The organism is Stenotrophomonas sp. CASM110, assembly GCF_049384345.1.
GTDB classification, from domain to species: Bacteria; Pseudomonadota; Gammaproteobacteria; order Xanthomonadales; family Xanthomonadaceae; genus Stenotrophomonas; species Stenotrophomonas muris.
The window spans coordinates 15,682-40,232 of sequence record NZ_JBMRGI010000017.1 but is presented as its reverse complement, the minus strand read 5'-3'; the positions used below and the strand labels follow the sequence as shown (position 1 = coordinate 40,232).

25 protein-coding genes are annotated in these 24,551 nt (G+C 66.1%); 14 read left to right on the top strand and 11 right to left on the bottom strand.

The genetic code is table 11. The features are described from left to right. The first annotated feature begins 2 nt into the window (after window positions 1-2). The 4 genes from VG561_RS15015 to VG561_RS15000 are packed head-to-tail and all read left to right on the top strand — an operon-like array spanning window position 3 to window position 2,471. On the top strand, window positions 3-1,709 hold the full coding sequence (locus VG561_RS15015) for a YqaJ viral recombinase family protein (RefSeq protein WP_423179743.1): 1,707 nt from the start codon (window positions 3-5) through the stop codon (window positions 1,707-1,709). Next, window positions 1,706-1,999 (top strand): hypothetical protein, encoded by a 294-nt coding sequence (locus VG561_RS15010; protein WP_414491378.1) that lies wholly within the window; start codon window positions 1,706-1,708, stop codon window positions 1,997-1,999. The genes VG561_RS15015 and VG561_RS15010 overlap by 4 nt, the downstream gene beginning before the upstream one ends. After that, window positions 1,996-2,217, top strand: coding sequence for a hypothetical protein (locus VG561_RS15005; protein ID WP_423179742.1), 222 nt, complete (start codon window positions 1,996-1,998; stop codon window positions 2,215-2,217). Before VG561_RS15010 ends, VG561_RS15005 begins: the two co-directional genes overlap by 4 nt. Beyond that, window positions 2,214-2,471 (top strand): hypothetical protein, encoded by a 258-nt coding sequence (locus VG561_RS15000; RefSeq protein ID WP_423179741.1) that lies wholly within the window; start codon window positions 2,214-2,216, stop codon window positions 2,469-2,471. The genes VG561_RS15005 and VG561_RS15000 overlap by 4 nt, the downstream gene beginning before the upstream one ends. 17 nt (window positions 2,472-2,488) lie before the next feature. On the opposite strand, the gene VG561_RS14995 is transcribed toward VG561_RS15000, so the two are convergent. Next, window positions 2,489-3,091, bottom strand: coding sequence for a hypothetical protein (locus VG561_RS14995; RefSeq protein WP_423179740.1), 603 nt, complete (start codon window positions 3,089-3,091; stop codon window positions 2,489-2,491). A 64-nt stretch (window positions 3,092-3,155) separates the two neighbouring features. Between VG561_RS14995 and VG561_RS14990 the strand changes: the two genes are divergently transcribed. From VG561_RS14990 to VG561_RS14975, 4 genes are all read left to right on the top strand, one after another. Beyond that, window positions 3,156-4,226, top strand: coding sequence for a hypothetical protein (locus VG561_RS14990; RefSeq protein ID WP_423179739.1), 1,071 nt, complete (start codon window positions 3,156-3,158; stop codon window positions 4,224-4,226). 35 nt (window positions 4,227-4,261) lie between these two features. Continuing rightward, the gene (locus tag VG561_RS14985) at window positions 4,262-5,194 is read left to right on the top strand and encodes a DNA-methyltransferase (RefSeq protein ID WP_423179738.1); all 933 of its coding nucleotides are present in this window, start codon (window positions 4,262-4,264) and stop codon (window positions 5,192-5,194) included. 55 nt (window positions 5,195-5,249) lie between these two features. Continuing rightward, a complete protein-coding gene (locus VG561_RS14980; RefSeq protein WP_065183319.1) occupies window positions 5,250-5,468 on the top strand; it encodes a helix-turn-helix transcriptional regulator in 219 nt (72 codons plus the stop codon). Between the two features lie 262 nt (window positions 5,469-5,730). Then, complete coding sequence (locus VG561_RS14975; protein WP_423179737.1) at window positions 5,731-6,216, top strand: hypothetical protein; 486 nt, start codon at window positions 5,731-5,733, stop codon at window positions 6,214-6,216. Between the two features lie 14 nt (window positions 6,217-6,230). On the opposite strand, the gene VG561_RS14970 is transcribed toward VG561_RS14975, so the two are convergent. After that, the gene (locus VG561_RS14970; protein WP_049420521.1) at window positions 6,231-6,692 is read right to left on the bottom strand and encodes a methyltransferase family protein; all 462 of its coding nucleotides are present in this window, start codon (window positions 6,690-6,692) and stop codon (window positions 6,231-6,233) included. A 146-nt stretch (window positions 6,693-6,838) separates the two neighbouring features. Between VG561_RS14970 and VG561_RS14965 the strand changes: the two genes are divergently transcribed. Beyond that, complete coding sequence (locus tag VG561_RS14965; protein WP_046430027.1) at window positions 6,839-8,860, top strand: esterase/lipase family protein; 2,022 nt, start codon at window positions 6,839-6,841, stop codon at window positions 8,858-8,860. Between the two features lie 18 nt (window positions 8,861-8,878). Here VG561_RS14965 and VG561_RS14960 read toward each other — a convergent pair whose 3' ends face one another. Beyond that, window positions 8,879-10,102 (bottom strand): cytochrome P450, encoded by a 1,224-nt coding sequence (locus VG561_RS14960; protein ID WP_423179736.1) that lies wholly within the window; start codon window positions 10,100-10,102, stop codon window positions 8,879-8,881. A 379-nt stretch (window positions 10,103-10,481) separates the two neighbouring features. Here VG561_RS14960 and hchA point away from each other — a divergent pair, with 379 nt between their 5' ends. Further along, the gene (hchA, locus tag VG561_RS14955) at window positions 10,482-11,354 is read left to right on the top strand and encodes a glyoxalase III HchA (RefSeq protein WP_049404683.1); all 873 of its coding nucleotides are present in this window, start codon (window positions 10,482-10,484) and stop codon (window positions 11,352-11,354) included. Window positions 11,355-11,358: 4 nt separating this feature from the next. Continuing rightward, entirely contained in the window at window positions 11,359-12,063 is a 705-nt protein-coding gene (locus VG561_RS14950; protein WP_053495142.1) for a PA1136 family autoinducer-binding transcriptional regulator, read from the top strand. A gap of 20 nt (window positions 12,064-12,083) precedes the next feature. Here VG561_RS14950 and VG561_RS14945 read toward each other — a convergent pair whose 3' ends face one another. Then, window positions 12,084-13,310, bottom strand: a complete 1,227-nt coding sequence (locus tag VG561_RS14945; RefSeq protein WP_423179735.1) for a cytochrome P450 — start codon at window positions 13,308-13,310, stop codon at window positions 12,084-12,086. 399 nt (window positions 13,311-13,709) lie between these two features. Between VG561_RS14945 and VG561_RS14940 the strand changes: the two genes are divergently transcribed. Further along, window positions 13,710-14,567 carry an endonuclease/exonuclease/phosphatase family protein gene (locus VG561_RS14940; protein ID WP_197561310.1) on the top strand — a complete coding sequence of 286 codons (858 nt, stop codon included), beginning with the start codon at window positions 13,710-13,712 and terminating at the stop codon, window positions 14,565-14,567. 19 nt (window positions 14,568-14,586) lie between these two features. Here the strand turns inward: VG561_RS14940 and VG561_RS14935 are convergent, their stop codons facing one another. Next, window positions 14,587-14,850, bottom strand: a complete 264-nt coding sequence (locus VG561_RS14935) for a hypothetical protein (RefSeq protein WP_032959134.1) — start codon at window positions 14,848-14,850, stop codon at window positions 14,587-14,589. Window positions 14,851-14,990: 140 nt separating this feature from the next. On the opposite strand from VG561_RS14935, the gene VG561_RS14930 reads away from it, so the two are divergent. Then, window positions 14,991-15,368: a VOC family protein gene (locus VG561_RS14930; protein ID WP_423179734.1), complete on the top strand. Its 378-nt coding sequence runs from the start codon at window positions 14,991-14,993 to the stop codon at window positions 15,366-15,368. 41 nt (window positions 15,369-15,409) lie between these two features. Here the strand turns inward: VG561_RS14930 and VG561_RS14925 are convergent, their stop codons facing one another. The 6 genes from VG561_RS14925 to VG561_RS14900 all read right to left on the bottom strand — a co-directional run bounded on the left by VG561_RS14925 (window position 15,410) and on the right by VG561_RS14900 (window position 23,234). Further along, the gene (locus VG561_RS14925; protein ID WP_134808748.1) at window positions 15,410-16,831 is read right to left on the bottom strand and encodes an efflux transporter outer membrane subunit; all 1,422 of its coding nucleotides are present in this window, start codon (window positions 16,829-16,831) and stop codon (window positions 15,410-15,412) included. After that, the gene (locus VG561_RS14920) at window positions 16,825-17,562 is read right to left on the bottom strand and encodes an SDR family oxidoreductase (protein WP_423179733.1); all 738 of its coding nucleotides are present in this window, start codon (window positions 17,560-17,562) and stop codon (window positions 16,825-16,827) included. The genes VG561_RS14925 and VG561_RS14920 overlap by 7 nt, the downstream gene beginning before the upstream one ends. Window positions 17,563-17,626: 64 nt before the next feature. Beyond that, complete coding sequence (locus tag VG561_RS14915) at window positions 17,627-20,797, bottom strand: efflux RND transporter permease subunit (RefSeq protein ID WP_014646788.1); 3,171 nt, start codon at window positions 20,795-20,797, stop codon at window positions 17,627-17,629. A gap of 127 nt (window positions 20,798-20,924) precedes the next feature. Next, window positions 20,925-22,148 (bottom strand): efflux RND transporter periplasmic adaptor subunit, encoded by a 1,224-nt coding sequence (locus VG561_RS14910; protein ID WP_014646787.1) that lies wholly within the window; start codon window positions 22,146-22,148, stop codon window positions 20,925-20,927. Between the two features lie 91 nt (window positions 22,149-22,239). After that, complete coding sequence (locus tag VG561_RS14905; RefSeq protein ID WP_014646786.1) at window positions 22,240-23,010, bottom strand: SDR family NAD(P)-dependent oxidoreductase; 771 nt, start codon at window positions 23,008-23,010, stop codon at window positions 22,240-22,242. Then, window positions 23,007-23,234 carry a hypothetical protein gene (locus VG561_RS14900; RefSeq protein WP_041863314.1) on the bottom strand — a complete coding sequence of 76 codons (228 nt, stop codon included), beginning with the start codon at window positions 23,232-23,234 and terminating at the stop codon, window positions 23,007-23,009. The genes VG561_RS14905 and VG561_RS14900 overlap by 4 nt, the downstream gene beginning before the upstream one ends. 147 nt (window positions 23,235-23,381) lie before the next feature. Between VG561_RS14900 and VG561_RS14895 the strand changes: the two genes are divergently transcribed. Next, window positions 23,382-24,413, top strand: a complete 1,032-nt coding sequence (locus VG561_RS14895) for a LysR family transcriptional regulator (RefSeq protein WP_032959145.1) — start codon at window positions 23,382-23,384, stop codon at window positions 24,411-24,413. Window positions 24,414-24,551: the final 138 nt, after the last annotated feature.

The following is a 24,551-nucleotide window of genomic DNA, read 5'->3' as shown; positions in this document are numbered from 1 at the left end:
GCATGCGCACTGTGAGCCTGATCCAGGGCACCCCGGAATGGCATGCCCACCGCGCGCAGCACCTCAACGCCAGCGACGCGCCCGCGATGCTCGGTGCGTCCACGAACCACTCCCGCACTGATCTGATCCGCGAACTTGCCGCAGGTGTGCCGCGCGAGTTCAGCGACTTCGTCCAGGAGTGCGTCATCGATCCGGGCCATGAGTTTGAGGCGCAGGCCCGTGCCATTGCCGAGCAGCTGGTCGGCGAGGATCTCTACCCGGTCACTGGCGTGGCCGGGAAGTACTCGGCCAGCTTTGACGGTCTGACGCTGCTGGAGGACATCGCTTGGGAGCACAAGCGCCTGAACCAGACGCTCCGCGATGCCATGTTCGATGGTTGCACCGGTACCGACCTGCCGCTGATGTACCAGATCCAGATGGAGCACCAGGCGATGGTCTCCCAATGCGAGCGCGTGTTCTTCATGGCTTCCGAGTGGCGCCAGACCTCCGGCGGCTGGGAACTGATCGAAGAGCGGCACTGCTGGTACACGCCCAACCCGGAACTGCGTGCGCGCATCGTTGCGGGTTGGGCTCAGCTCGAGGCAGACGTCGCAGCATTCGAGCCGGGTCCTGCCAGCGAGCCTGCGCCAGTCGGTCGCGCGCCGGAGACCCTACCCGCACTGAGCATCCAGGTGACGGGCATGGTCACCGCGTCTAACCTAGCCGAGTTCAAGGACAACGCGCTGGCGGTCCTGGGTTCGATCAACCGTGAGCTGCAGTCCGATGAGGACTTTGCCAATGCGGAGAAGACCGTCAGCTGGTGCAAGGGCGTCGAAGAACGGATCGAGGCGACGAAGCAGCAGGTACTCGGCCAGACGGCGGACATCGATGCGGTGTTCCGCACGATGGATGACGTGGCGGCAGAGACGCGCAAGATTCGCCTCGAGCTGGATAAGCTGGTGGCGAAGCGGAAGGAGGAGCGCCGCACCGAGATTTGCAACTTCGCCCGCCGGGCAGTGATCGACCACATCCACAGGATCAACGAAACGCTGGGCGACCACGCGGTCCCGATGCCTACGACGCTGGTGGCTGACATCGCCGCCGCCATCAAGGGCAAGCGTTCCTTCTCCAGCATGCAGGATGCCGTCGATGCGGTGGCTACCAACGCCAAGATCACCGCCAGCCAGGCCGCAGACCGCATCCGCGCCAACATCGCCATCCTCGCCGAGCACCCGGATTACGCCACCCTGTTCGCCGACCGCGTGCAGCTGTGCGCCAGCAAGGCGCCGGAGGATCTGCGCAACCTGGTGGCGGCGCGCATCTCCGAGCACCAGCAGGCGGAGCAGGTCCGCCTGGACGCCCAACGCGAGCAGATCCGCAAGGAGGAAGAAGCCCGTTCGCAGAAGGCGGTAGCCACCGTGCAGCCGCCCGAACCTGTGGCAGCGGCACCGGCAGCCGCACCCGTGCGCACCGCGCCGACGGCAGTGGTCAGCGCCCCGGCACCGAACGCCGCGCCGCGCGAGGTCGTCAAGATCAAGCTGGGCCAGATCGTCGACCTGATCGCACCGCTGAAGATCGACGCCGAGGGACTGCGCCGGCTGGGTTTCGAGCCGGTATCCACCGAGCGCGGTTCGAAGCTGTACGACGCCAGCCAGATCGATGCCATGCGTGGCGCAATGATCCGCCACCTGCAGCAGCCGCTGCCCGACACCTACGCGCAGGCCGCGTGATGGAGTTCTGGCGCACCAGCGAACTGCGGGCCCTGCGCCAGATGGAGGGCCGCGACGCGATGACCGTTGCGGCTGCCCTCGGGCGCTCTCCCCGCGCGGTCCAGGACATGGCCCGCTGCCAAGGGATGCCGGTACCGCGCCAGCCTCACGCCCGGTACTGGCCGGCCACCACCAAACGCCGCGCCCGGCAGCTCCGGGCCAGCGGCAACACCGTCAACCAGATCAGCGCCGCGCTGGGCGTCCCGTTTGGGACCGTGCGCCGCTGGGTCTACGAAGGAGCAGCAGCATGACCAGCATCCACGTGAAGCCCGTCTTCAGCGGCGCCACCGATCGCGAAAAGGAGCAGGACCGGCAGAGGCTGGCCAGCGACATCGCGCGCTTCGAGGCCGGCGGGGGAAAGGTCCAGATCCTGGCCAACAGCGGTATCGACAAGAGCACGATCAGCCGCCGGCAGGTGGTTGAGGGTGGACACGGCCGCCGCGGTGGCAAGAAGGCAGCTCAGCCATGAGCCGCAACATCGAACGCCGCGCGCCCAAGGAAACGCTGGGCTTCGCCTGGGGCCGGTTCCCGACCATGGACGGCAGCGCCGTCACTTGGCGACTGTACCGCCGCGACCACCGCCGTGCAGTGCATATGCACGCGCTGACCTTCTTTGCCCATGACGATCGAGCTGCGATCGCCGGTTACCTGCGCCGCGCGCGCCGCTACCTTCGCGACAAGGTGGACGACATCGACCTGCAGGCGATGGGGGTGGCGGCGTGATCCTGAGACTCGGACCGTCAAGGTCCCAGCTGTGCGTCCCCCAGGATCGGCTTCACAGCCCGACTTACCGCCGAATTGGCATCGGAAAGGTGCTTGTCAGCAAGCTCGCTGACGTGTTTCGCAACGTAAAAATAGTTTCCTGCATCCCCGTCCCGACCAGACACCACCAAATTGACGTAAAGCTTGTGCAGGTGCCTGGTGGTCTCAATGGCGAGAGCAACCTTGGCGGCGAGGGAAATATCGACACCTTGCCATCTTGTGAGATCGACATCTCGAGAGATGAATACCTCAAGCGCACTTGCGTCTGCCGTCAGCGCGGCACGAAAGGCCTCATCAGCCAGCAACATTCCCTCAGCGGCATAGGCTGCGCCGTTCCCCATTCCGAAAGGATACATCCGGCGAAGAGCCTGGGCGTTTGTGTAGGCGGTAAAGAGATCCGTCCTGTAGGCCAACGCAAACAAGGCGTTCGCTCTCTTACGAACAAGCATTCGCTGAAAACTCGGCGCAAAAACAGCGGTGAACACCGCAGCGACAGTGCCAATCGCGGCCCATGCGTCCCAGTTCACCACACACGTTTCGCTGAGCCACCAGCACTGACTGACGCCATCCAGCATGCTCATTCCCTGATCCCCCTGTGGACTCGCCGGCATTCTGCCATGCCGTCGCGGCGGGCGGAGAACTACCATGGCTGACCAGCTGCTCACCACAGGTTCTACGAGCGCGCCTTCAGCGCTTGGGGGCGAGACCCGCCACGTGGCGCTCAACCGCAGCCATGCCGAGCTGCATAGCGTCGCCCTTGCTCCTGATCACGCCCTCGGATCGCAACTCGACAGCGATGCCGTCGACTTCGGCTGTGTACGAGAAAACGTGATCCACGCTGCTCGTGATGGTCAGCACGAAATGGTAGCCATCGTGGAAACCGCGCAGGGTTCGATGAAAGCCACTAGTGGTCATGGGCCGGGCGCGGTAGGGGACTTGCAGCACTGTACCGCTGAATGCGGCCAGGCGACAGCATCCAGTCTGGCGGCTGAGCAGCTGCTCACCGCTGCACCATGGAAAGGCAAAGGCGTCATCGATCAAGATCTGGCTTTCAAGATCGCCGACGGCGTCGTTTCGCGGAGACTGGTCAAGGGGTGGTCGCGTCAAGCCATCCTATCCAGCATCGAGGGAGGTCCGTCGCCATGCGGGCGTGCGTTCTATCTGATGCGCGGTGGCGTCATCGTCGTTGCCCTCTTCCCGATGACGCAGCTGAGCGATATGAACGGTCGCGGGTACTGGTACTCAATCCGCGACCTGTTCCCGCCGCTTCCAGATCGCACCCATGCAGGTACTGAAGATCTGCAGCCGTTCCAGGTCGGTGACAAGGTCTGGGCTTGGTACAAGGACGAGCCCAGGGCTGATTATGGCCAACCCGATCAGCCGGGCGACGACACACGCTGGAGTCGGTGCTTTCCGCTGTTCACCGTCAAGAGCGTGACGGGTCCACACCTCGAACCGGCAAAGTTCGCCGGTCGATCGCACTACCAGGTGCAGCTCAGGTATCGCGAAGGGCCGCCCGCCACCCATTACGACGCGGGCTACCACGACGTTTGCCCGATCAAGGGGCGTCCCTGGCAGATGCGCGGAGACGGCGACTACCTGCAGTTGGTGCACCGTGCACCGCCTGCGGCAAAGCCACGCCGTGCTGCTGCAGTGCCACCGCCCACCCCCACCCTGCCGCCGCCGTTGCCCGCCCAACTGGACCTGTTCGCATGATTCACATCGGAGACTGCCTGGAAGTGATGCGCGGAATGGCCGCTGGCTCGGTACAGACCTGCGTCACCAGTCCGCCGTACTACGGGCTGCGCGACTACGGCGTGGCTGGTCAGATCGGCTTGGAAGACACGCCACCCGAGTATGTCGCGCGCCTGGTCGCTGTCTTCCGCGAGGTCCGCCGCCTGCTGCGCGATGACGGCACGCTGTGGCTCAACCTGGGCGACAGCTATGCCACCGACAGCAAATGGGGCGGATCGACTGGCGGCAAGGCTGCGGCCGCCTTGCATGGGCTCGGCGGCGGCGGCCGCAACAAGACGGCTACAGGTCTGCCTGACAAGAACCTGATCGGCATCCCATGGCGCGTGGCATTTGCGCTGCAGGAAGACGGTTGGTTCCTGCGCCAAGACATTATCTGGGCAAAGCCGAATCCGATGCCGGAGAGCGTGACCGATCGCTGCACGAAGGCCCACGAATACCTGTTCCTGCTGTCCAAGTCGCCGCGCTACTTCTTCGACATGGAGGCCATCAAGGAACCGGCCGCGGGTGTCAACAACTACCCGCCGCAGGGAGGTCCTGTACCTGGCGCTCCTGCGCAGTCTCGGTTGCGCCCTGCAGTGCCGCGCGGCGGATTCGATGGCAAAACCAACGCCCTGCCCGGGCGCGAGGCTTTCCGGGCGACGTCGGAAAAGCGCCACAAGCGCAGCGTCTGGAACGTGGCCACGACGCCGTTCAAGGAAGCGCACTTCGCCACCTTCCCCGAGCAGCTGATCGAGCCGTGCATTCTGGCCGGCTCGCCCGCCGGCGGCCTGGTGCTGGACCCGTTCATCGGTGCCGGCACAACCGCGGTGGTCGCCGAGCGCCTGGGCCGGCAGTGGCTGGGCTGCGAGTTGAACCCCGAATACGCGGCGATCGCGCAGACCCGCATCCAACAACAGCAGCCCGGCCTACCGCTGGGGCTGATCGCATGAACACCGCCACCGAGCAGCTGCGCGCTGCGCTGGCCACGAACTGAAGGAGGACAACATGGCTACCGAGCCGCTCGTTTTCATCAAGATGCCCGAGGTCAAGCGCCGCACGGGCCTGGGCAAGACCACGATCTATGACCGGATCAGCGCCGGCACCTTCCCGGCGCCTGTGCCGCTGGGCGGTAACGCGGTAGGCTGGATCGAGGCTGAGGTGGACGCCTGGCAGGCCGCCCGGGTTGCCGAGCGGGATGGAATTGAACCCGCAAAGGCTGCATAGAGTGGGGGTATTGCTGGGGGTATCAGTTTCTGACACCAGCACCAACCGCCTTCACCATCAACAACTTACGTTCACATTGCGGTAGGGCCCACCTCCACCATCTGTATGGCCTGTCGAGGCCGCAAGAAGCCGGATCTCCCGTCGAGGGGGTTCCGGCTTTTTTGTGCCTGCTCGTCGTGCGGGAAGCGTGGGGCATAATCGGGATGGAGCGTTCGCTCCATCGCTGCATTGCCCCGGCCTGCTGCCGCCAGAAGGATCTGCAATGAAAACCGCCACAACCACGCTCGTCCTGCTCCTCACCACCCTCGCCTCAGCCTCAGCCTCGCTCGCTGCGGCGCCGGCCATCGCGCCCCCCGGCACCGCCACGCTGGAAGCGCTGCTGGCCTGCAAGGCCGGCTCGAGCTTCAGTGCGGCCGACGCCATCGATGCGCTGCAGGCCGCCGGCCTGGCCAAGAAACCGGGCGGCACCTTCGAGCCGGAGGACAAGCCGGTCGCGCTGTTTGGCGGCACGGTCACCAGTGCCGATGTAAACGTGGCCGAAGGCGAGAAGAGCCTCTTCGTGTACTTGAACGGCGTCGATTCCAAGCGCCTGGCCAAGGCCTGGTCGGTGACCGAGGTCAACGAGCATGCCAACACCGAAGAGCCGTCGTACGTGAAGCGCATCGACAAGCGCCACACCCTGCACGTGATCGCGGGCGACGACTACGAGGGCTATTCGGCTGCGGTGAAGTGCCAGATCAGCCGCTGATGGCGTAGGCGACGCTACAGCCAGCGCGGCACGCGATGACGGTATTGCGCGTACGCCTCGGGAAAGCGGGCCATCAGTGCCCGCTCCTCCGGCAGGATCTGCAGCCGGGTGATGTACACCAGGAACAGCGGCACCACCAGCAGCGCGATCAGGTTCTGCAGGTACACCATGGCGCCAAGCAGGACCAACGCCTGGCCCAGATACATCGGATTGCGCGTGCGGCGGTAGATTCCGCTGGTAACCAGCGCGCTCGACGCCGAAGGTCGCAGAGGATTGACGGTGGTACCGGCGCGCTGGAAAGACAGCTTGGGCAGCAGATTGAGCACGACACCCAGCGTCACCGTCACGCCTGCGAGCAGAACCGGCACCGGCACCCGAAGGTGGAAACCCGGCCACAGCCAGCGTGCTGCAAAGCCCGCAGCGGCGCACAGCAGCATCACCACGGGCGGGGGAATGCGGGTTTCCAGCCAGGCCATCGCGATCACCGTGTCCCTTCCATTCGCCGCAGTGTCACACGGGAATGGCTGAATCGCCCACGGCGGCCAGGCCCAAACCGACCGTTCGGTCTATTCCGCTTTGACAGGCCGGCCGCTAGAGTGACGCCACCGCGCAGGAGCATCGTATGGCTACCACGGGCATGGGCTTCATCGGCCGCACGACCCTCATCATCACCGTGCTGCTCACCCTGGGGGGCTGCGCGACGCTGCGCCAGTTCGGACCGTCGGTGCAGGTCGCCTCGGTCACGCCCGGCCAGTACATCGCGCTCAAGCGCGGTGACATCCTCACCTCCGGCAAGCTCAGCGCGGCGACCACCGAGACCCTGCGCGTGGCCGGGCTCGATGAGGGCGTCTGTGCCAAGCCCGGCCTGCCCTGCATCGAGGCCATGGAAAGCAGCATCGTGGTGCGCGAGGAAGACAAGCGCTCCAGCCTGGCCGAGTTGTGGCTGCAGCATGCGATGACCCTGCCGGCACCGAAGCGCGAGTACTCGGCATCCGGCCGCGCCAAGACCGCGATCACCGAACTGGATGCCGACTTCCAGCCGCGCCTCGATGCGTGGATGCAGGTCGCGCGCCAGGCCTATGCCTATCTGTTCTTCACCGAGCGCACCGCCAATCAGCGTGGTTTCGAGGACCGCCAGACCCAGGTGCGCGACTACTACAACCTGGCTGTGCAGGAAGCCTCGGTGCAGCTGTACAACGCGTACGCCACCGGGCGCGTGCACAGCCAGGCCAGCCATTTCCAGCTGGGCCGCTGGACCTTCGTGCTGGCCCCTTCAGGCGAAGCATCGCCGCTGGACACGCGCACCCCCACCGAGCTGGTACCGGCGGCCTCGCTGTCGTTCACCGGTACGCTGCGCAGCGTGCATCGCCGCGATGGCTTCGGTGCCGAGCTGGTGGCGGTGATGGACGATCCGGCTGGCAGCACGGCCACCCCGCCTTCGGCAGCGACGCCCGCCGCGCAGGCAAGCACCCCGGCCGCGCAGAGCTGGAGCGAGATGCCCTCGCCTTCGATGACGGTGCTGCTGCGCTTCTCGGGAAAGAACCTGTGGGAAGTGCTGCACGACGACGAGCCGGAACTGGAGATCCACGATCCCTACCAGGTCTCGGAAGTAACCCTGCACGGCCAGCAGGTGCCGTTGGCGGCCAACTTCACTGCGGGCTACGCACTGTGGCTGGCGCGCTCCAACTTCAGCCAGCAGTCGCTGCGCTCGTTGTTTGGTGGCAAGGGCGGCATCGACGCGCCGCATCTGTACATGATGCAGCCCTACGACCCGAACCGCCGCGTGCTGTTGATGATCCATGGCCTGGCCAGCAGTCCCGAGGCCTGGGTGAACGTGGCCAACGAACTGATGCGCGACGACGAGATCCGCCAGGACTTCCAGGTCTGGCAGTTCTACTACCCGACCAACATGCCCATCGCGATGAGCCACGATGCGATGCGCCACACGCTGGCCGAAGTGCTCAAGCACTTCGACCCCAGCGGCAAGGCGCAGGCCTCGCATGACATGGTGCTGGTCGGGCACAGCATGGGCGGGGTGATCGCGCGGTTGATGGTCTCTTCCTCCGGCGACCACCTGGTCGACACTCTGCTGGCCACCGCGCAGATGACGCCCGCCCAGCGCGAGCTGCTGCGCACCAAGGGCGCGCCGGTACTGACCTTCCTGCCGGAACCGGAAGTATCGCGGGTGGTGTTCATCGCCACACCGCATCGCGGCACCGACGTGGCCGGTACCCGCCTCGGCCGCTGGATCGGCCGCCTGGTACGGCTGCCGCTGACCGTGCTGGAGGACGTGGCGACGCTGGCCAACGACGGCCAGATCGATCGCAACGATGGCAAGCACGGCTACCAGATGAACAGCATCCAGAACCTGGACAAGGACGACCCGTTCGTCCGCGCCGTGGCCGACCTGCCGATGTCACCGAAGGTGCACTACCACTCGATCATCGCCCGCGCCAAGGCCGATGGCCCACTGGAAAAAACCGATGACGGGCTGGTGCCCTACTGGAGCTCGCACCTGCCACACGCCGTTTCGGAGAAGGTGATCGTGTCCGGTCACAGCGTGCAGGAAGCCACGCCGGCCATCGTCGAGCTGCGGCGGATCCTGCATGAGGACATGCAGGAACACGGGCGTACGGCAAAGTAAGCCGCCCGCCCCTGCAGATCAGGCACCGGCCTCATGGCGCGAGAACGTGCCGTGCAGCGCCGCGGGAATCGCGAAGCCTTCCATGCGCACCTCGGGCCGGTAGTCGGCGCTGGGGGTGAAACGGAATTCGCGCGCCAGCAGCGCACACAGCAGTACCAGTTGCGCGTTGCCCACCGCCGATCCCACGCACGAGCGCGTGGGGAAGCCATAAGGCACATAGATGCCGGCCGTGCGCTTGCGCCGCTCAGGCAGCCAGCGATCGGGATCGAACAGCAGCGGGTCATCCCAGTATTTCGCCGAGCGATGCTGGATGAACGAGCTCAGCTCGAACACCGTGCCCTCGGCGATGGCCTGCCCTTCCACCTGCAGATCGCAGGCGGCCACCCGACGGTTGTTGAAGGGGGTGGAATACAGCCGCATCACTTCCTTCAGGAAGCGCATCGTGCAGGGAATCCTGGCCATCGGCAGCGCATGGATCTCCGCATCCGAGAGCGGCGCGAATTCCTCCTCGATGCGCTGGCGCCAGTGTGGATGCATCTGCATCGCCAGCAGCAGGCAGGCGGCCATCATGCCGGGCACCCCGGAAATGGCGATCAGCTGCACGGTGACCAGGTAGGTGACCTTGTCCAGGCCGATGCGCTCGCGAAGGGTCAACAATGACTGCGCGTAGTCCAGCGGCGAACGTCCGCTGCGGACCCGGCGCCTGAGTTCGGCGGCGATCGCCCGCGATTCGCCACGACCGATGAGGAAGTTGCGCAGCAGATGACGCCGATGGATGACCTGCTCGACCTGGGTGGTGTAGCGCAGATGCAGGGCGCGTTCGATGGCCTCGGTACCGCGCGCGTCGAGCCCGTCGATCACCAGTGGCACCAGCGGATGCGCCATCACCTTCCACACGGCTGGCGTGGCATCCAGCTCGCGCCCGCACAGTGCGTCCAACGCCTGCCGCATGCGCGACTGCAGCGCCTCCAGGGTCTGCGCTCCGGTAAGCTCAGCACTGCGCGTGGCGATCAGGCTGCGCACTTCGGTCCAGCGCACGCGTTCGTGCCGGCGGAACAGGTCGGCCAGCGACTCGACCACGAACAGGTGCTCGGAATTCTCCTTGTCGACCTTGCCGGCCAGTTCTGGGCAGAACACCCCGATACCGCCGGTTTCCAGTTTCAGCACCGGTCCTTCGCGCTCCACCCGCGCAGCCAGGCGCTCGGCAGCAATGGCGCTGCCTTCATTCGACATCCCTTGCATGCAGTGCGTCTCCGGCAGGAAGGGACTCGAAAGACGAGTCCCTTCGTCTTGCTACCGCTCAATCACGGGGTTGCCCCGCGGGATCAGAACTCGACCCAGAGCGGCCAGGTATTCCACACACTGCTCTTCTCGTTCGGATGGATATTCAGAGTGACGCGCAATGCTCGGGCGAATCTTTTCATTTTCATTCCTTTGCTTGCTGTGTGGTTATGCCGGGATTATCCCGGCACCGGCTAGATAACACGACATAATCCCGCTGTCCAACCGGGCCGGTGGCGCGATGCAGCATCCGGGTGGTGGTCCATTGAGGGGAATCCCTCATCGCGCCTGCGTACGCGGCCTCCTATGCTGGGCTCACTTTCCCCCAACGGAGGTCCGCATGAACACGCAAGAGCCCAGCCGCCAGCCCAGCCCCGATCCGGCCGAGCGCGATGCCTTCTTCCCGTCGCCGTACTCGCTGTCGCAGTTCACCTCGCCCCAGAGCGACCTGTCCGGGGCCGACTATCCGGATGCGCGCCGCGACGGCCGCTGGAAGGTGCTGATGATCGCCGCCGACGAGCGTTATCTACCGACCGCCAATGGCCATCTGTTCTCCACCGGCAACCATCCGGTGGAAACCCTGCTGCCGATGTACCACCTGGACAAGGCCGGCTTCGACATCGACGTGGCGACGCTGTCCGGCAACGCCGTCAAGTTCGAATGGTGGGCCTTCCCGCGCGAGGACCGCGAGATCGGCGCCCTGTACGAACGCTATGAGGCGCGCTTCCGCCAGCCGTTGCAGCTGGATGAGGTGGTGGCCGGCCTGGGAGCCGATTCGGACTATGCCGCCATCTTCATTCCCGGTGGCCACGGCGCACTGATCGGCCTGCCGGAGAGCGCGGCGGTGAAGGCCACGCTGCAGTGGGCCATGGCCGGGCAGCGCCACATCATCACGCTCTGCCATGGCCCGGCGGCGCTGCTGGCGGCGGGCGTCGACGAAGCCGACGGTGGCTCGCTGTTCCGTGGTTATCGCATCTGCGCCTTCCCCGACGCAATGGACCGGCAGACACCGGAGATCGGCTACATGCCGGGGCAGCTGCGTTGGTTCTTCGGTGAACGCCTGGCGCAGCAGGGCGTGCAGATCGTCAATGAGGGCATCGATGGCAGCGTGCTGCAGGATCGCCTGCTGCTGACCGGCGACAGTCCGCTGGCCGGCAACGCGTTGGGCAAGCTGGCCGCGCGTACGCTGCTCGATGCACTGGCGGGGCGCTGAGCACATGCCTGCGCTGGTGCCCGCGCTGCTGGAACTGGAACAGGCGCGGTCACTGCCCGCGGTGGGCGGCGTGCTGCGCGCCGCCGCCTCACCCCTGGGCTACGATCGACTGCTGGTGTTTGCCACCGGGACCGGGCTGGAACGCGACGCGCAGCGCGTGTACTGGATCGAGGGTGACTGGTTCGGCGACGGCAGCGATACCGGACTTGCCCGCTACCTGCATGCCTGCCCGGTCAACCGCCATGTACTGGACAGCAATGCGCCGTTCTTCTGGAGCAAGCGCCAGGGCGTGCGCGGCGAACGCTATCAGGTGGTGAAGCAGCCGCGCGGCGATGGCCTGCATGGGTTGCAGGTGCCGGTGTTCGGCCCGACCGGCCTGGAGGGTGCGGTCAGTTTCGCCGGCACCTCGATTGATGCATCCGCCAGCGCGCGCCTGCTGCTGGAAATGGTCGGAACGTCAGCCTTCCGTGCGGCGCGCCAGTTCGCCGAGGCGCCCGCGGATGTTCGCGCAGGCGCGTTGAGCGCACGCGAACGCGAGGTGCTGCGCTGGGTCGCTGCTGGACGGCGCCAGGCGGAGATCGCGGCCACGCTGGGGCTGTCTGCACGCACGGTGGAGAACCACCTGCGGCGAGCGCGACAACGGCTCGGCGTGGCCACCACCGCGCAGGCGGTGCGCGCGGCAGGCCGCCGTGGCGAGATTGAAGACTGAGCCAGGCAGTACAGATGCTGTCAGGCGTGCCACGGCGTCAGCGTACCGATGAAATCGACCGGAATGGCAAAGCCTTCCAGCTGCATCCACGGCGTGGGCTCATCCTGTACCGTCAACTCGAAATCGCGGGTCACCAATGCGCAGAACAGCAGCAGCTGCGCGTGGCCGACCGCACTGCCGATGCAGGCCCGCGAGGAAAATCCGAAGGGCACGTAGGCGCCCTTGTTGGCCTGGCGTCGCTCCGGCAACCAGCGATCAGGATCGAAGCTGTCCGGGTTCTGCCAGTACTCCGGCGAATGATGCTGGAAGTAGGACGACAACTCGTATGCCCCGCCCTTGCGGATGCACACGCCCTCGATGTCGATATCGTGCGAGGCCGGACGATGCAGGGCGAACAGTCCCGGCCACAGCCGCAGGGTTTCCTTGACGAAACGCGACGTGCACGGCAGCGACTTGATCGGCAGCGCATACAACTGCTCCAGGCTCAGCGCCGAGGTTTCCTCGCGGATGCGCGCCTGCCAGTGCGGAAATCGATGCATCGCGTACAGCAGGCTGGCCGCCGTGATGCCCGGCAGGCCCGACATGCCGGCCAGCACCATCGACACCAGATAGGCCACGCGGTCCACCCCGACCCGCTGCACCAGCGGCAGCAGGGATTGCAGGAAGTCCTGGCGCGGCACGGTCTGGCGCGCACGACGCCGGATGTGCCGCGACACCGTGCGCGCCGCGCGGCGGGAAAGATGGAAGTCGATGATCCGCCGCCAGAACGAGAAGTTCTGCAGCACGATGGCGTTGTATCGGGTCTTCTGCTCACCGATGAGCGCATCGACGTCGGATCGACTGAGGCCGTCGATCAGCATCGGCAACAGCGACTGCGAGATCGTCCACCAGCTCAGTTCGCTGAGGTCATGCGGCCTGTCCGCGCGCTGGGCAAGGAAGCCGTGCATGCGCGTGTAGAGGTCGCGCATGTGGCCGGGACTGGCCAGCCGCCCGGCCTGCTCGCTCAGCAACGCCCGCACCTCGCGCCACGCAACAGGGTCCCTGCCACTGCGCAGCCCGAGAAAATCAATCAGTGAATCCGGTACGGTGTGCTGGTCGGTGTTGGCCTTGTCGATCCTGACCGCCAGGGCCGGATCAAAGATGCCGACGACATCATTGTTGAAGCGCAGTACCGGCCCTTCGCGACGCACGCGTTCGAGCAGGTCGTCGATGGAAACCACTTCCGCATCCGCTGCACGCTCATCCATGCCCTGCCTCCAATGCCAGGGAAGATCATCGACCCTCCCTGGCGATGTCATCGAATACGTGGAGTCCTTCCGGTCAGAAGATATTCCAGTAGCGATACTTGGAACGGATGCACTGCGTGGAATTGTCCGAACGCAGGTTCAGCGACACCTGCAGGGCGCGAATCAATCGTGTCATGGCACAGCTCCTTGTGGTTCCGTGGATGGTTGCTGCGGTGCCGGGTTCAGTGGCCGGCAGCGCCGTTCTAGCACGCGGCCCGCGCGGGCGGGTCAATGCGCTGTCAAGGCCCTGCTGAATACGCCGCGGCGACCGGCGGATACCGCCAGCGCGCGCACAGCCATGAACAGGCAATCCGTGCGATGCTCTATGAAACCGCTTTCATGGAATGGAGGGATTCCACGATGTTGTCGCGTTTCCGTCGCCCTGTACTGTCTGCGCTGCTGGCGCTTGCCCTGCCTGCGACCAGCGCCTGGGCCGCAGCCCCCGCGCCGTTGAAGGTGATGTCGTTCAATGTGCGCACCCCGGCCGATACCGAGCCGGGCAAGCGCTGGCCCGACCGTCGCGACGCGATGGTGAAGGTCATCCTCGATGCGCACCCGGCGGTGATCGGCACCCAGGAACTGGTGCAGGAGCAGGCCGAGTACCTGGCAGGACACCTCCCCGGCTACCGTTGGTTCGGCGAGGGCCGCCGCGGCGGCAGCGGCGACGAGCACATGGGCGTGTTCTACGACAGCAAGGTGCTGGCGATCGAGGAATCAGGCAACTTCTGGTTGTCCGATACGCCCGATGTGCCCGGCAGCATCACCTGGGGCAACCTGTATCCACGCATGGTCACCTGGGCGCTGTTCCGCCGCATCGACGACGGCCGCCGCTTCTACTTCATGAACACCCACCTGCCCTACCGCGACGAAGACGAGCCGCGGCGGGTCAAGGGTGCCGAACTGATCGGCAAGCGCGTGGCCAACCTGCCGACCGATCTGCCCGTCGTGCTGACCGGCGACTTCAACAGCGAACCCGGCGGCGACACCTACAAGGCATTCACCCGCGTGCTGCAGGACACCCGTACCCAGGTGAAGGCTCCGCAGGGCCCGCGGCTGACCTTCCACGATTTCACCGGCAAGGCCACCGTGCAGCTGGACTGGGTCCTGGTGCGCGGCTTCCATGCGCGCAGCTTCCTGACCGATGACCGCCGCATCGGTGGCGTGCTGCCATCGGATCATTTCCCGCTGGTGGTCGAACTGGACTGGCCCAGGCACTGAGCAGCCACGGCAGCCGCCGCTACGGCGGTGGCTGCCGCGACAGCAGGCGATACAGCGCCTGATGCTGGTCGCGCGCCTGGCAGATGCGGGCCCCGATCGCCAGGAACACGGCCACGCCAATCAGGCCCAGCCCCAACATCGAATCCTGCAGGCGCAGGAAACCGACCGCCGCCGCCATCGTCGCCAGCACCAGCAGCACCACGACCGCCACTGACAGACCCGCACCGGGTGGACCCGGATCGCCGAACAACATCCGTTGGGTATCCCGCCTTCCATCCGCCATCGCCTGTCCTCCCGAGTGCCTGACCCACTTGTTACACGTCGGGCCGGCATTCCGGCAGAGTCAGAAACGTCACGAAGGTGAAGATGTACGCGGAACGCATCGCGTTACCCTGCCTCCTCCCCCGAACTGCGGAGCAGGACATGGCCCACCAGAGCCGGCTGGCTGGATTCATCATCGACTGCCAGGACCTTCCCGCCGACGCAGGTGCCGGCTTCTGGGCCGCCGCGCTCGGCCTGCAGGCACAGGCGGCGCGTGTCGAAGGGGGCGCCGAGTATGCCGACCTGCTGGGTGCACCGGCGGGCTTGAACGTGGAAGTCCAGCGGGTCGATCACCCGTCACGGGTGCACCTGGACATCGAGAGCGACGACATCGATGCCGAGGCCGACCGCCTGGAGAAGCTCGGCGCGCGCCGGATAGGCTTCGTCAAACGCTGGTGGGTGATGGAAGCACCGACCGGCCATCGCTTATGCATCGTGCGCATGCGCGAGCGCGAGGTGCCGGCCAATCAGTGGCCCTGAAAGCAGGAGGGGACGGAAGCCACTGCCTCCGTCCCCTGCGGTTACTGCACCTGCGCCACGCTCGGTTGCTGCGGTGATTGCCCCCAGCCGCCCAGCGCCTTGTACACGCCCACCACGCTGACATTGACTTCGGACTCGGCCGCCGCCAGGGCTTCATCGGCCGCCAACTGCGTGCGCTGCGCATCCAGCAGGGTCAGGAAGTCTTCCGAGCCTTCGCGATAGCGGATCTGTGCCAGTGATTCGGCACGCCGTGCGGCCTGTGCCTGCTCGACCACGATCGCCAGCCGTGCCTGCTGCTTGGAATAGCGGGTCAGCGCGTTCTCGGTATCTTCCAGCGCCAGCAGCACGGCCTGCTCGTACTGCGCGGCCACGCCTTCGGCTTCAGCCTTGCTGGCACGCAGGCGTGCACGCACGGTACCGAAGTCGAATGCTGCCCAGCTCAGCGACGGGGTCAGCGACCAGGCCTTGTTGTTGCCATTGACCAGGCCACTGGCATCGCCGCCGAGGAACCCGACGAAGCCGGACAGCGACAACCGCGGGAACAGGTCCGCGGTGGCCACGCCCACGCGTGCGGTCGCAGCCGCCAGGCGACGCTCGGCCGCGCGCACGTCGGCGCGCTGGCGCAGCAGTTCGCGGGTATCGCCCAGCGGCAGCGCCTTGGCGAAGGCCGGCACGTCGTGCGGCGCGAGCATGTCGGTCAGCACTTCCGGGCGCTGGCCGAGCAGCACGGCCAGCCGGTTGCGCGATTGCGCCTCGGCCACTTCCAGCAACGGGATGTCGGCCTCGATCGCCTTCAGGCGGGCGCGGCTGCTCTGCACATCCAGCTCGCTTCCCGCGCCCAGTTCCCAGCGCGCCTCGGTCAGCTTCTGCGTATCGCGCAGGTTTTCCAGCGTGTGCTGGGCGACCGCGATGCGCTTCTGCGTTCCGCGCAGCTCGAAGTAATTGCGTGCCACTTCGGCGGCGACCAGTACCTGCGCATCGGCCAGGTTGGCCTGCTCGGCACCGAGGTCGGCGCGGGCGGCCTCAGCGGCACGGCGCTTGCGGCCGAACAGATCCAGCTCCCAGCCGGCGTCGAAGCCGAGCTGGTAGCTTTCACTGAACACCCGCTGCCCACCCAGCTGCGGATCGGGTTGCTTGCGGCGGTCGTAGCTGCCGCCAGCGGTGATGTGCGGCGCCTGGTCGAAACGGCTTTCGACGAACACTGCGCGGGCCTGGCTGACGCGGGCCACGGCTACGCGGAGGTCCAGGTTGTCCGACAGGGCGCCATGCACCAGCTGTTCCAGCACCGGATCATCGAACTGCGCCCACCAGCTGGCCACCGGCGAAACGCTGCTGAAGACCGGCTGCTGTGCGCTCTGCAGGACCACCGGTTCCTGCACCGGTGCCTTGTAGTTCGGGCCGACGCTGACACAGCCTGCCAGCACCAGGCTGGAGACGGCCATCGCCAACGTGCGGATCACCATGGCAGCACCTCGCCCAGGTAGGTGAAGCTGCCGCTGGCACCGGATTCGCCGATCAGCGCCATCTGCACGCTGGAGCGCGCGCCTTCGGCGATTTCGATTTCGCCGTTGCCGCCGTTCATGTCGGTCTTCACGTAACCCGGATGCACGGTATTGACCTTGATCGGGGTGTTGCGCAGCTCGTAGGCCAGGCTCAGGGTCCAACTGTTCACCGCGGCCTTGGACGCGTTGTAGGCGGGAATCTTGAAGTGGTAGATGCCCGATGAGGGATCCGCGTGCAGGGTCTGCGAGCCGAGCATGCTCGACACGTTGACGATGCGCCCGGACTTGGCCTGCTTGACCAGCGGCAGGAATGCCTGGGTTACTGCGACCAGCGCATACACGTTGGTGTCGAAGGTGCGCTTCCAGGTGTCGAGCGACTGCTCCGACGGCGCCTGCGCCGGGTTCTCCATCATGATGCCGGCATTGTTGACCAGGATGTCGAGGCGGCCGTGACGCTGGCGCACCTGCTCGACCGCTTCGGCGATGCTGGCCGCGTCGGTCACGTCCAGTTGCAGGGCTTCGACCGGCAGGCCTTCAGCCTGCAGCTTCAGTGCCAGTTCCACCGCCGTATCGCGCTTGCGACCGGCCAGCAGCGTATGCACACCTGCCTGGGCCAGCTGGCGCACGGTTTCCAGGCCGATGCCACGGGTGGCGCCGGTGACCAGCGCGATCTTGTTCTGATGGGTATTCATGGATGCATGCCTTGTGAGGGGAAAGCCGCCGCCGGCCAGTGACCGGCGGCGACGGGGTTCCATGTCAGTGGTGGATGGTCGGCTCGCCGTGTTGCACCAGCTGGCCACCGCCGTTGCGGGTGACGAACTTGCGCAGGGCCACGTAGAACACCGGGGTGAGGAACAGGCCGAACAGGGTCACGCCCAGCATGCCGGCGAACACGGTGATACCGGTCACCGAGCGCACCTCGGCACCCGCGCCGTGCGACAGCACCAGCGGCACGGTACCGGCGATGAAGGCGATGGAGGTCATCACGATCGGGCGCAGACGCAGGCGGCAGGCTTCCAGCGCGGCTTCAACGATGCCCTTGCCGCCCATCTCCAGCTCTCTGGCGAATTCGACGATCAGGATCGCGTTCTTGCACGCCAGGCCCATCAGCACCACCAGGCCGACCTGCACGAACACGTTGTTGTCGCCACCGGTCAGCCACACGCCGAACAGCGCGGACAGCAGGGTCATCGGCACGATCAGGATCACCGCCAGCGGCAGCGACCAGCTCTCGTACAGCGCGGCCAGCACCAGGAAGGCCAGCATGATCGCCACCGGGAACACGATGAAGGCCGCCTTGCCCTGGGTCGCCTGCTGGTAGCTCAGGTCGGTCCATTCGGTGGTCATGCCCACCGGCAGCACCTTGCCGGCGATCTCGGTCAGCTTGTTCATCGCCTCGGCCGAGGACAGCAGGCGCGGGTCGGCCTCACCGGCCAGGTCTGCTGCCGGATAGCCATTGAAGCGCAGCACCGGGTCCGGGCCGAAGGTCTGCTTGATGGTGACCATCGAACCGATCGGCACCATCTCGCCGCGGTCGTTGCGGGTACGCAGCTTGCCGATGTCCTCGACCGTCTCGCGGAACGGACCGTCGGCCTGGGCGATCACCTGCCAGGTACGGCCGAACTGGTTGAAGTCGTTGACGTAGGCCGAACCGAGGTAGGTCTGCAGGGTGTCGAACAGCTCGGTGAGCTGCACGCCCTGCGCCTTGGCCTTGACGCGGTCCACTTCGGCATCCAGCTGCGGCACGTTGGCCTGGTAGCTGCTGATCGGGAAGGCCATGCCCGGCGTCTGCGCAACGGTGCCCTGCATTGCCTGCACCGCGTTCTGCAGCGCGCCGTAACCCAGATTGCCACGGTCCTCGATGAACATCTGGTAGCCGTTGCCGTTGCCCAGGCCGAGGATCGGCGGCGGCATCATCGCGAACGCGAAGCCTTCCTGCAGGCCGGCGATCTTCTGGTTGATCTCGGCATTGATCTGTGCGGCGGTGCGGCCATGGCGCTCGGCGAACGGCTTGAGCGGGATGAACGCCACACCGGTGTTCGGCGTGTTGGTGAACTGCAGCGCGTTCAGACCCGGGAACGAGATGGTGTGGGCCACGCCATCGGTTTCCTGGGCGATCTTGGCGACCTTGCGCAGCATTTCATCGGTGCGCGCGATCGACGAACCTTCCGGCAGCTTCACACCGGCGATCAGGTACAGCTTGTCCTGGGTCGGGATGAAGCCCGGCGGCACCAGCTTGAAGATCACGCCGGTACCGACCAGCAGGATCGCGTAGACCACGAACACCGCGCCACGACGGCCGAGGATGCGGGCTACGCCACGCTCGTACTTCTCCGAGCTGGACTTGAAGAAGCGGTTGAACGGACGGAACACCCAGCCGAACAGGCGGTCGATCAGGCGGCTCGGCGCATCCTTCGGAGCACCATGGGCTTTCAGCAGACGCGCGGCCAGGGCCGGCGACAGGGTCAGCGAGTTGATCGCCGAGATCACCGTGGAGATGGCGATGGTGACTGCGAACTGCTTGTAGAACTGGCCGGTGACGCCGGACAGGAAGGCCATCGGCACAAACACGGCACACAGCACCAGCGCGATCGCCACGATCGGGCCGGACACTTCACGCATGGCCTGGTGGGCCGCAGCGGTGGGTGACAGGCCTTCCTCGATGTTGCGCTCGACGTTCTCCACCACCACGATCGCGTCGTCGACCACGATGCCGATCGCCAGCACCAGGCCGAACAGGCTCAGCGTGTTGATCGAGAAGCCCAGCAGGTACAGCGCGGCGAAGGTACCCACCACCGACACCGGCACCGCGATCAACGGGATGATCGAGGCACGCCAGGTCTGCAGGAACAGGATCACCACCAGCACCACCAGGGCGATGGCTTCCAGCAGCGTGGAGACCACGGCCTTGATCGAGTCGCGCACGAAGATGGTGGTGTCATACACCGCTTCGTACTTCACGTCGGCCGGCATGGTCTTCTGCATCTCGTCCATCGTCGAGATGACCTGGTCACGAATCTCCAGCGCATTCGCACCGGGCGACTGGAAGATACCGATACCGACCGCGTTCTTGCCATCCAGCTGCGAGCGCAGGGTGTAGTCACCGGCACCCAGTTCAAGGCGGGCCACGTCGGCCAGGCGCACGATCTCGCCATCGGTGCCGCTCTTGAGCACGATGTCGCCGAATTCCTTTTCGCTCTTCAGGCGGCCCTGGGCGTTGATCAGGGTCAGGAACTGGCTGTTCGGCAACGGTTCGGCGCCGAGCTGGCCCGCCGAAACTTGCACGTTCTGCTCGCGCATGGCACGCACCACGTCGCTGGCGGTCAGGCCACGCGAAGCCACCTTGTCCGGGTCCAGCCAGGCACGCATGGCGTAGTCGCCGCCACCGAAGATCTGCGCGTCACCCACGCCCGGAATACGCGCCAGCGCATCCTTGACGTGCAGGCGGGCGTAGTTGCGCAGGTACAGGGTGTCGTACTTGCCTTGCGGCGAGGTCAGGTGCACCACCATCAGGAAGGTTGGCGACTGCTTCTGCGTAGTCACGCCCTGCCGGCGCACGTCCTCGGGCAGGCGCGCCTGCGCCTGCGCCACGCGGTTCTGCACCTTCACCGCCGCCGCGTCCGGATCGGTACCGGGGCGGAAGGTGACGGTCATCTGCAGCACGCCGTCCGAGCCGGCAACCGACTTCAGGTACATCATGCCTTCGACGCCGTTGATCGCTTCTTCAAGCGGCGTGGCGACGGTCTCGGCAATGACCTTGGGGTTGGCGCCCGGATACACCGTGCGCACGACCACCGACGGCGGCACCACTTCGGGGTACTCGCTGATCGGCAGGATTGGAATCGTGATCAGGCCTGCGGCGAAGATCACGATCGACAGCACCGCCGCGAAGATCGGCCTGTCGATGAAGAAACGGGAAAAGTCCATGGAGGAATTCCTGGGAAAGGCGTCCGGCGGGCAACAGCCACCCTGCCCCTCGCCGGGATGACGAAGGCAGGGAAGGCTGCCGCTGGCGCCGGCAGCTAAGCGGGGACGCGGATCAGGAGCCGGCGGATCAGTGGTTCAGGGCGGCGGTGGCATCGCGGCCCGGTGCCGGCGCAGCCTGCGGCTGCATCGCCACGGCCTTGGCCTGCACCGGCATGCCCGGCATGAAGACCTTCTGCACGCCGTCGATGATCACCTTGTCGCCGGCGGCAAGGCCGTGCTCGACAATGCGCAGGCCGTCGGCGGTGCGGCCGAGCTGGATGTCGCGGCGCTGGGCCTTGCCATCCTTGTCTACCACGTAGACGTACTTGCGGTCCTGGTCGGTCAGCACGGCCTTGTCATCGATCAGCATGGCCTGGAACTGGCCGCTGCCAAGCAGCTGCACGCGGGCGAACAGGCCCGGCGTGAACTGGCGGTCGGCGTTGTCCAGCAGCGCACGGACGCGGATGGTGCCGGTGCTGCGGGCCACCTGGTTGTCGAGGAAGTCGACCTTGCCCGCATGCGGGTAGCCCTCTTCGCCGGACAGGCCGACCTTCACCGGCAGCGCGCTGTCACGCTCGCTGGGGCGCTCGCCCTTGCGTGCCATCTGTGCATAGCGCAGGAAGGTGCTTTCGTCGGCATCGAAGTAGACGAACACGGTATCCAGCGAGACCAGCGTGGTCAGCACGCTGGCGCTGTCGCCGGCGGTGACCAGGTTGCCGGCGGTGACCATCGCGCGGCCGGCACGGCCATCGATCGGTGCACGCACCTTGGTGAACTCCAGGTTGAGGCGGGCTGCATCCAGCGCCGCCTGCGCGGCCTGCACGGCGGCGCCGGACTGGTCGGCAGCCGCGCGGCGCTGCTCGGCGGTCTCGGTGGAGATCGCCTGCTGCTCGGACAGCCGCTTGGCACGCTCGGACTCGCTGCGGGCCAGCGTGGCCTGGGTGCGGGCGCGGGCCAGCTCGGCGGCCGCGCGATCGTACTCGGCCTGGTAGCTGCGCGCGTCGATGGTGAAGAGCACTTCGCCCTTCTTCACTTCCTGGCCTTCGACGTAGTTGACCTTGTCGATGTAGCCGGACACGCGCGGGCGCAGTTCAACGCTCTGCACCGCTTCGACGCGGCCGCTGAACTCGTCCCACTGGCTGACCTGCTTGACCAGCACCGGCGCGGCGCTGACCTGCGGCGGCGGCGGAGCACCGGCCTCTTCGGCATGGCCGCCGCTGCAGGCCGCAAGCACGGCCGCGGCGAGGATCGACACGCCGACCATCGCGATGCGATGGCCGAAACGATGTGGGGTGGTATTGGGGGAAGTCATGGCATGCATCCGTACGGAGGGGTGGTACAGCTATATGAGAACGTGTTGCAAAAATCGGCGGCGCATACTGCGACCTCAACCATGGTCGAGGTCAAGCGATGCCCGCGGTATCGCGCCACAGTGGAGGGACATCCAGGTGCAGCAGGCCGCGCGGCAGTTCGGCATCGCTGCTGTCGCAGCGGACGATGGCGCGGTTGTCGCGGCAGCCGTCCAGCAGGGAGACCACACGACGACCGACCAGCAACGAACTTGGCCACTCGATGCACGCATTGGCCGCGTTGGCCGGGGTGCACACCGGACTGCAGACTTCCAGCATCTGCGCGCGCACACCCAGTGCCTGCGCTTCCTGGTGCACCACCTGCGCGTACATGCGCAGCGCGGCGGTGGTGATCGAGGTCTCGCCGTAGCCCGCCCAGGGCTTGGCGTTGGCGGGGCTGCCGATCATCACGTAGCGGCGTGCATGCACGTTGTCCTGCAGCAGTGGCAGCAGGTGACGCACCGCGTGCACGTGCGGCATCAGGTCGGCCTGCATCGCCCCCAACAGCTCATCGCCATTGCGGTCGGTCACCCGGCCGCGACGGTAGGGGCCACCCATTGCGGCGATGACCGCCGCCAGCGGACGCGGGCGCTGCGCGATGCGTTCGGCCAAGGCACGTGCCGAGCCGTCATCGCTGAGCGAGCCCAGCAGCGTCTCCAGGCCAGGCTCGTCGGCGAACTGCTCATGCAGCGCCGCCAGCCGACCCGGGTCGCGGCCAACCACCAGCACAGGGCTGCCGGCTTCCAGCAATGCGCCGACCACGCCCTGGCCGACGGCACCGGTGCCGCCGAGGACCAGGACTTCGGGCGTCAGTATCCCATTCACGGGACATTTCCTCCCAAATCCGGGATAGTCCCGATCCGGCGCAGCCGGTCACCCTTGTGCGGGGCCAGGCGGATGGCACCGCCACGCTGCTGACGCATGGGCGCGGTAAACTCACGAAAGTCCTTGTGTACCAAGGAACTCGGACGGGCTTCGACGGTCATCGCCAGGTCCAGGGTGTTCTGGCCGACATGCCGGAAGCGGGCAAGAATGTTGCGCAGGCTCATGGCGAGGGGGCTCCATTTCACGAATGGCGCCACGATAGACCTCAAACCTTTACTTGATTAGTCCTGATTAAGGGGAATAATCATCCCGCTCCCGGTCCAATCGTTCTGTCACGATTGTCCCATCCCCGACGTCCAGGATCCCCGACCATGTCCCACGATCTCAACGAGACGCTGATCTTCGTCAAGGTGGTCGAGCAAGGCAGTTTCATTGCCGCTGCCAAATCGCTCGGCCTGCCCAAGACCACGGTCAGCCGCAAAGTGCAGGAGCTGGAAACGCGCCTGGGCGCGCGGCTGCTGCACCGGACCACCCGCCGCCTCGGCCTGACCGAAGCCGGCTCGATCTACCACGAGCATTGCCAGCGCATCGCGCGCGAGCTGGAAGAAGCCGAAAGCGCGGTGAGCCAGTTGCAGTCCGGCCCGCGCGGCTGGCTGCGCTTCACCGTGCCCTATTCGATCGGCATCACCTGGATCGCCCCGCTGCTGGGCCAGTTCCATGCGCAGTATCCGGAAATCCGCCTGGACATGCACATGGGCAACGAGAAGCTGGACCTGATTGCCGGCGAAGCGGATCTGGCGCTGCGTGTGGGCGCCCTGCCCGATTCCAACCTGGTCGCGCGCAAGCTGGGCAGCCTGCGCACGCAGGTGTTCGCCAGCCCGGCCTACATCGAGCGCTATGGTGAGCCGCTGCATCCGGAAGAACTGCAGTTCCATCGCATCCTGGCGATGCGCAAGCCGTATCACACTGGCAATTCACCGCGCTTCACCTGGCAGCTGGGCGAGAACGGCGGCGAACTGCGTGACTTCCCGGTCACCCCGCTGATGACCGCCAACGACATGTCTGCGCTTAATGGTGCACTGGTGTGTGGCGAAGGCCTGCTGCTGACCGGTGATGTGATGGCCAAGCCGTTCGTCGAGTCCGGCATGGTACGGCGCGTGCTGGCCGGCTGGACCGGCCCGGAAGTGGACTTCAACGCCGTGTTCGCCGGTGGCCGCCTGGTCTCGCCGAAGGTGCGGGCGTTCGTCGATTTCCTGGTGGAAAAGCTCAACTTCGACGCCAACTACATGCTGGCGCAGTGCCCGGGTGCGAAGCTGGCACAGCAGCAGAAGGCCCAGGAAGACGCGGCGTTGGAGAGCAGCGGCAAGCGCATCCTGGAGAAGGTCGCCGCCTCGGCGGTGTAACCGGCTTCTGTAGAGTCGAGCCATGCTCGACTGCGGTTGGAACGGCGCCGACCAAGGTCGGCATCTACCAGGAGATGAGTTGCGGCATTTCCTTCCGACTGCGCCGGGCGTCCGGTAGATGCCGACCTTGGTCGGCGC